Source organism: Nocardioides sp., assembly GCF_035703625.1.
Taxonomy (GTDB): Bacteria; Actinomycetota; Actinomycetes; order Propionibacteriales; family Nocardioidaceae; genus Nocardioides.
This window is the reverse complement of the sequence record NZ_DASSXS010000122.1, coordinates 1-5,752: the sequence shown is the minus strand read 5'-3', so window position 1 is coordinate 5,752 and position 5,752 is coordinate 1. Positions and strand designations below refer to the sequence as shown.

Annotated in this window: 7 protein-coding genes; 5 read left to right on the top strand and 2 right to left on the bottom strand. The window is 71.1% G+C overall.

From position 1 onward, the window contains the following. Window positions 1–1,234, bottom strand: a 1,234-nt coding sequence (locus VFN12_RS06125) for a phosphoenolpyruvate carboxykinase domain-containing protein (protein ID WP_325117721.1), incomplete at its 3' end; no start/stop codon positions are given. Between the two features lie 140 nt (window positions 1,235–1,374). Between VFN12_RS06125 and VFN12_RS06120 the strand changes: the two genes are divergently transcribed. Beyond that, window positions 1,375–2,337 carry an ATP-binding protein gene (locus tag VFN12_RS06120; RefSeq protein WP_325117720.1) on the top strand — a complete coding sequence of 321 codons (963 nt, stop codon included), beginning with the start codon at window positions 1,375–1,377 and terminating at the stop codon, window positions 2,335–2,337. A gap of 38 nt (window positions 2,338–2,375) precedes the next feature. Further along, window positions 2,376–2,762 carry a VOC family protein gene (locus VFN12_RS06115; RefSeq protein ID WP_325117719.1) on the top strand — a complete coding sequence of 129 codons (387 nt, stop codon included), beginning with the start codon at window positions 2,376–2,378 and terminating at the stop codon, window positions 2,760–2,762. Here VFN12_RS06115 and VFN12_RS06110 read toward each other — a convergent pair. Continuing rightward, window positions 2,734–3,618: a GNAT family N-acetyltransferase gene (locus VFN12_RS06110; protein ID WP_325117718.1), complete on the bottom strand. Its 885-nt coding sequence runs from the start codon at window positions 3,616–3,618 to the stop codon at window positions 2,734–2,736. The genes VFN12_RS06115 and VFN12_RS06110 overlap by 29 nt on opposite strands. A gap of 247 nt (window positions 3,619–3,865) precedes the next feature. Between VFN12_RS06110 and VFN12_RS06105 the strand changes: the two genes are divergently transcribed. The 3 genes from VFN12_RS06105 to VFN12_RS06095 all read left to right on the top strand — a co-directional run bounded on the left by VFN12_RS06105 (window position 3,866) and on the right by VFN12_RS06095 (window position 5,707). Continuing rightward, a complete protein-coding gene (locus VFN12_RS06105; protein WP_325117717.1) occupies window positions 3,866–4,246 on the top strand; it encodes a VOC family protein in 381 nt (126 codons plus the stop codon). A gap of 200 nt (window positions 4,247–4,446) precedes the next feature. Beyond that, entirely contained in the window at window positions 4,447–5,199 is a 753-nt protein-coding gene (locus tag VFN12_RS06100) for a pyrimidine reductase family protein (RefSeq protein ID WP_325117716.1), read from the top strand. Then, entirely contained in the window at window positions 5,189–5,707 is a 519-nt protein-coding gene (locus VFN12_RS06095) for a flavin reductase family protein (protein WP_325117714.1), read from the top strand. Before VFN12_RS06100 ends, VFN12_RS06095 begins: the two co-directional genes overlap by 11 nt. Window positions 5,708–5,752: the final 45 nt, after the last annotated feature.

The following is a 5,752-nucleotide window of genomic DNA, read 5'->3' as shown; positions in this document are numbered from 1 at the left end:
GCGCGTCGTAGTCCTGCGCGATGTTGGGGACGTTGTCGAGCGTCGTGGTGAAGCGGCTGTTGGGGTGTGCCCAGGGCGCGGTGTCGTCGTCCTTGCGGTCCGCGACGGGCGAGCCCATCCAGTCGAGCCAGCCGTGCACGTCGCTCGGCGGCTTGGGCGTCTTGCCCTCCCACCACACCTCGCCCGTGCTGGGGTTGTAGGCGACGTTGGTGAAGATGCAGTCGGTGCCGTGCCCGACCGACGCGAGGGCGTTGGGGTTGGTGCCCTCGTTGGTGTCCTTGGCGACGCCGAAGACGCCGTACTCCGGGTTCATGCCCATCAGGCGACCCGTCTCCTCGTCGACCCACAGCCACGCGATGTCGTCGCCGTAGAACGACACGTGGTAGCGGTCGCCCAGCGCGTCGGGGGCCGCCATCATCGCCAGGTTGGTCTTGCCGGAGGCGCTCGGGAAGCCGCCGCAGACGTGGTAGGTCTTCCCCGTCTCCTTGTCGTGGATACCGATGAGCATGTACTGCTCGGCGAGGAACTTCTTGCTCGCCCAGCCGTCGTACGCCCCCTGCCGCAGGCCGTGCGCGATCTTGCCGAGCAGCGCGTTGCCGCCGTACGACGACCCGAAGTGCAGGATCGTGCGCTCGTCGGCGACGGTCACGAAGTAGCGCTGGTCGTCGTCGGTGCCCTGGCCGAGGTTCTCCAGGTCGCCGGTGACGTGGACGGCGCGCACGAACGAGTCGGGGTCCTCGAGGTTCTCGACGTGCTCGACCCCGACCCGGGCCATCCGGATCATGTGCAGCACGACGGTGCGGTGGTCGGTGAGCTCGACGCCGGTGGCCCACCGCGCCAGCGGCGATCCGGGCGGCGCCATCAGGTAGGGGACGACGTACATCGTCTTTCCGGCCGACGCGCCGCGCATGCGCTCCTCGAGCATCGGCTTCATCTCCGAGGCCGGGCGCCAGTTGTTGTAGGCACCCGCGTCGGAGGGGTTGCTCGTGGCCACGATCGTCCGCTCCTCCGAGCGGGCGGTGTCCTTGTGGTAGCTGCGGGAGTAGTAGCGGCCCTCGCCGGCCGGGAGCAGCTCCCCGGCCGCCAGCGACTCCTCGACCAGCCGGGCGTCGTCCGCCGCGTCGACGACCTCGACCCGCTCGGCCCCGGTGAGGTCCGCCCAGTGGCGCACGTACTCGCGAACCCGCGGGTTCGTGACCCCCGCGCTGTCCAGGACCCGGTCCACGTCGGCCATCGACACTCCGTCCTCTGCGGTGCACCTTGCCCTGACCGTATCGGTCCGCAGCGTTCGCCACATCCGTGGCGGGGAATCGCCAGGTCCACGCTACGTTCGGTGAGCGACGGACGGCGCCGATCTGGGGCATGATTGTCCCTGTGGGGGCCACGACAGGCGAGACGCTTCGCGTCCGGTTCGCCGCCGAGCCGGTCAGCGTCTCGGCCGCGCGCCGGTTCGTGACCGACGGACTCGTGTCCTGGGATCGCCACGCCCTCATCGACAGCGCGACCCTGTGTGTCAGCGAGCTCGCCGGAAATGCCGCCCTGCACGCCGCGTCCACGTTCATGGAGGTCGCCCTGCAGCCGCGGGGCCAGGCGGTCCGGGTCAGCGTCGAGGACGACGGTGCGGTGCCCGCGACCGTCGTCGCCCCACGCGCCACCTTCACCGAGCAGGACGGCGTCGACGGGATGTCCCTCGACCACGAGCCGACCACGGGCCGCGGCCTGGCGATCGTGTCGGTCCTGGCGCGTGACTGGGGCGTCGAGCACACGCCCGAGGGCAAGCGGGTCTGGGCGGAGCTGACCGAGGACGAGCCGGAGCACGAGGTGGCCGGTCCGACCGTCGAGCCGCTCGACGACCCCGTCCCGACCGACGGTGCGCTTCCTCCTGGCTGGACGCTGGTCCGGCTGGCCGGATGCCCCGTGGAGCTCAGCCTGCGCCAGGACGAGCACCTCGACGAGCTGGTGCGCGAGCTCCAGCTCATCTCAGCCGACCCCGGCAACACCCGCTCCCGGGCCCTGGCGACCCAGATCCAGGACCTGCTGATCAGCCCCGCCCACGCCCGGTTCACCGGACGCAGGACCGCCGAGCAGGCGGCGGCCGCGGGCCTCCGCATCGTCGACATCGACATGGCCATGCCTCACGAGTTCGGCTCGATGGTGCGGCGCCTCCACGAAGCGGTGACCGCCGCCGACGAGCTGTGCGAGCAGATGGAGCTGCTCACCCTCGCCTCCGCACCCGAGATCCGGGCGCTCCGGGCCTGGATGTCCGGCGAGCTGGTCGGACAGATCGAGGACGGCCGGCCGCCCCTGTCCTGGGACGACTGGCTGCGCGGCTGCTGACGGTCTCCGTTGTCGGTGGCCGGCCCTAGGCTGCGGTCATGGAGATGCGGCTGGAGCTGGTGACCGTGCCCGTGAGCGATATCGACCGGGCCAAGGAGTTCTACGCGTCGGTCGGGTTCAACCCCGACCACGACCACACGGTCAGCGAGGACCTCCGGTTCGTGCAGATGACGCCGCCGGGGTCCGGCTGCTCTATCTCGTTCGGCAAGGGGCTCACCAAGATGACACCCGGGTCGCTCGACAACCTGATGATGGTGGTGCCCGACGCCGACGCCGTGCGCGCCGAGCTGCTCGGCCGCGGGGTCGAGGTGAGCGAGGTGGACGAGCAGCCGTGGGGGAGGTTCGTCTACTTCGCCGACCCCGACGGCAACGCGTGGGCGCTGCAGCAGCTGCCCGTCAGAGGGGAAGCGCCCGCGACAGCGTGATGCTGGTCTGGCTGGTGACGTAGCCGAGGTGCTCGTTGAGCCGGCGCATCGAGGCGTTGCCGATCTGCGTCCAGGTGTAGACCTCGCCCACGCCGTGGGTAGCCGCCCAGTGCAGGGTCCGGCGCTTGAGGTGTGAGGCGACGCCCCGGCCGCGCCAGTCGCGGCGTACGGCGGTCAGCGCGTTCTCGGCGCGCTGCGGCTGGTCGGTGTCGAGGGTCAGCCCGGCGCAGCCGATCACCTCGCCGTCATGGACGGCCAGGAACATCGGGTCGCCACGCCAGGACGTGTTCCACTGCTCGGCGCTGATCTCCAGCGGTGTGTGCACGGCGAAGTCGGCGAGCACCTGCTGGCCGAACGTCTCGAAGGAGGCCTCCCACAGCTCCGGACGGTCGCCCAGCGGCACCACCTCGACGTCGTCGGACAGTGGGGGCGGCGCGGGCTCGTCGCCGACGGTGCGCACCTGTTCGACCTCGCGGTCGACCTCGGCGAAGCCGAAGCGGCTGGCGAACGGGAGGAGGGGCTCGTCGACCCGCGACACGACCTTGCCCACGCCGAGGCCGGCGCAGTGGTCGGCCAGCGCTCGCAGAAGCGCCGACCCGACTCCCTGGCGGCGATGCTCGGGCAGCACCCGGGGGAGGGCGAACCCGGCGTCGGCGCTCTCGGCGCGGTCGGCGATGCCGGACCCGACCACGGTGTCGTCCGCGACGGCGAGCAGCAGCAGCCGGTCGCCGGAGTCCTGGGCCCGCAGCTCGGCCACGGTCGGGCTGCGTTCACCGAGCTCGACGGCCAGCCGCACCTCTCGCCACGCGGCGTACTCGTCGTCGGCGTCGCAGACGGTGAGTGTCAGGCCCTGCATGATCGCTCCGGCTCAGTCGACCACGACGGGTGGCACGCCCTCGTCGTCGAGGAGGTGGGTCGCGTCGCGCTGTGCTGGGCGTTGAGGCTTTGTGCAGGCATGTCCGGGCTTCTCGTCGGCGGCGCAGGGGTGGTCCGAAGGACTGGCGAGAGCCTACGCCGCCCCATCCCACGGCTCGATCGAGTCTCCCCCGCCGACGGCGGAGGAGAATGGCGAGAGTTCACGCGTCTGGAGGGAGGAGCCACCCATGGCAGTCGAGCTCAACCACACGATCGTCAGGTGCACCGACAAGCACGAGTCGGCGCGCTTCCTGGTCGACATCCTCGGTCTGCCGGAGCCGACGACGTACGGGCCGTTCGTGGTCGTCCAGGTCGCCAACGGGGTGTCGCTGGACTATGCCGACGACCACGGCACGGTCCACCCGCAGCACTACGCGTTCCTGGTGGCCGACGACGAGTTCGACCGGATCCACGCGCGGATCGTCGAGCGTGGGCTGACCTACTGGGCCGACCCGTTCCACCGCACCGAGGGGGAGGTCAACACCCACGACGGCGGGCGCGGCCTCTACTGGGACGACCCGGACGGCCACAGCCTGGAGATCATCACCGTCCCGTACGGCGGTGGGTGAGTTGTCGGTTTCCCCGGCTCCCCGGGTAAACCGACACTTCCCCGCTGTTGCGATGCCCTGGAAGTGCATGGATTGGCTGGGAAGCGGGGCCTGTTGCCGGCTCCTCGAGCTCGCGAATGGTGAGGACGTCCGCGTCCGCGCACCTGCCCTGGACCACCCGCCTCCACGATCCCTCGGCGAGTCACCCCTAGGGTGACCGGATGCACGAACTCGAGCGCGGAGCAGAGGTGCCCGACGCGCTGGGTCCCTACCTCGCGGTCGACCGTTCCCGGCCCAGGCACGAGTGCTGGGTGACCGGCCACATGGTCGCCGGGCTCGACGGCACGGCGGCGGTGGCCGGTCGCGTCGGCTCCCTCTCCACCACCCCGGACCAGGCCCTGTTCCGCAGGATGCGGCAGATCGCGGACATCGTGCTGGTGGGTGCGGAGACGGTGCGTCGCGAGGGATACGGATGCGTGCGCCTGGACGAGAAGGCCCGGTCACAACGCCGCGCACAGGGTCGGTCGGCCACTCCGCCGCTCGCCGTGGTCAGCCGGTCCCTGGCGTTCGACTGGACGGCGAACGTGTTCGCCACCGCGCCCGCGGACGCGCCCACCCACGTGATCACCTGCGCGGCGGCGGATCCGGAGCGCCGGGCCAGGGCCGCGGAGGTCGCCGAGGTCGTCGTGGCCGGCGACGAACGGGTCGAGCCGGTCGTTGCGCTGCGGGCGCTGGCCGACCTCGGCCACCGGGTCGTGCTCTGCGAGGGCGGCCCGAGCTGGCTGGGGGAGCTGGTCGCCGCGGACCGGCTCGACGAGCTGTGCCTGTCGATCTCTCCGATGATGGGCGGCGACCCGCTCCCGGTGTCGGTGACGCCGCCCGGCGCGGGGCTTGCGCAGTTCGCGCTGGAGGGAGCCATGCTGGAGGACGACACGATCTTCCTCCGCTACGAGAGGAGCCACGATGACCGATGACGGCGCCGAGGCCTTCGACACCCTGATGGCCGCGGCCGACCCGCCGCTGATCGTGGTCACCACCGCGGCCGCGGACGAGCAGGCGGGGTGCCTGGTCGGCTTCCACGTGCAGTCGAGCATCACGCCGCGGCACTACTGCGTGTGGTTGTCCAAGGCCAACCACACCTACCGGGTGAGCCTGCGCTCCAAGTCCTTCGCCGTGCACTTCCTGACGTCGGAGGACCTCGAGCTCGCGGAGCGCTTCGGCGCCCACTCCGGTGAGGACACCGACAAGTTCGCGGGACTGGACCTCGACCACGACGAGTACGGCGTACCGCTGCTCGAGGCGTGTCCCAACCGGCTGTCCCTCGAACGCATCTCACTGCTCGACGACGGCAGCGACCACGTGTGCCTGACCTCTCGGGTGAGGTCGGCGCACACCTCGGGAGACTTCACGCCGCTGCGCGTCTCGGATGCCGCCCACCTCGACCCGGGTCACGAGAGCGAGGAGCGTGCGATCCAGCCGTGATGCCGGCTCGGTGCTCAGCTCAGCTGCAGCGGGTTGTCGTGGACG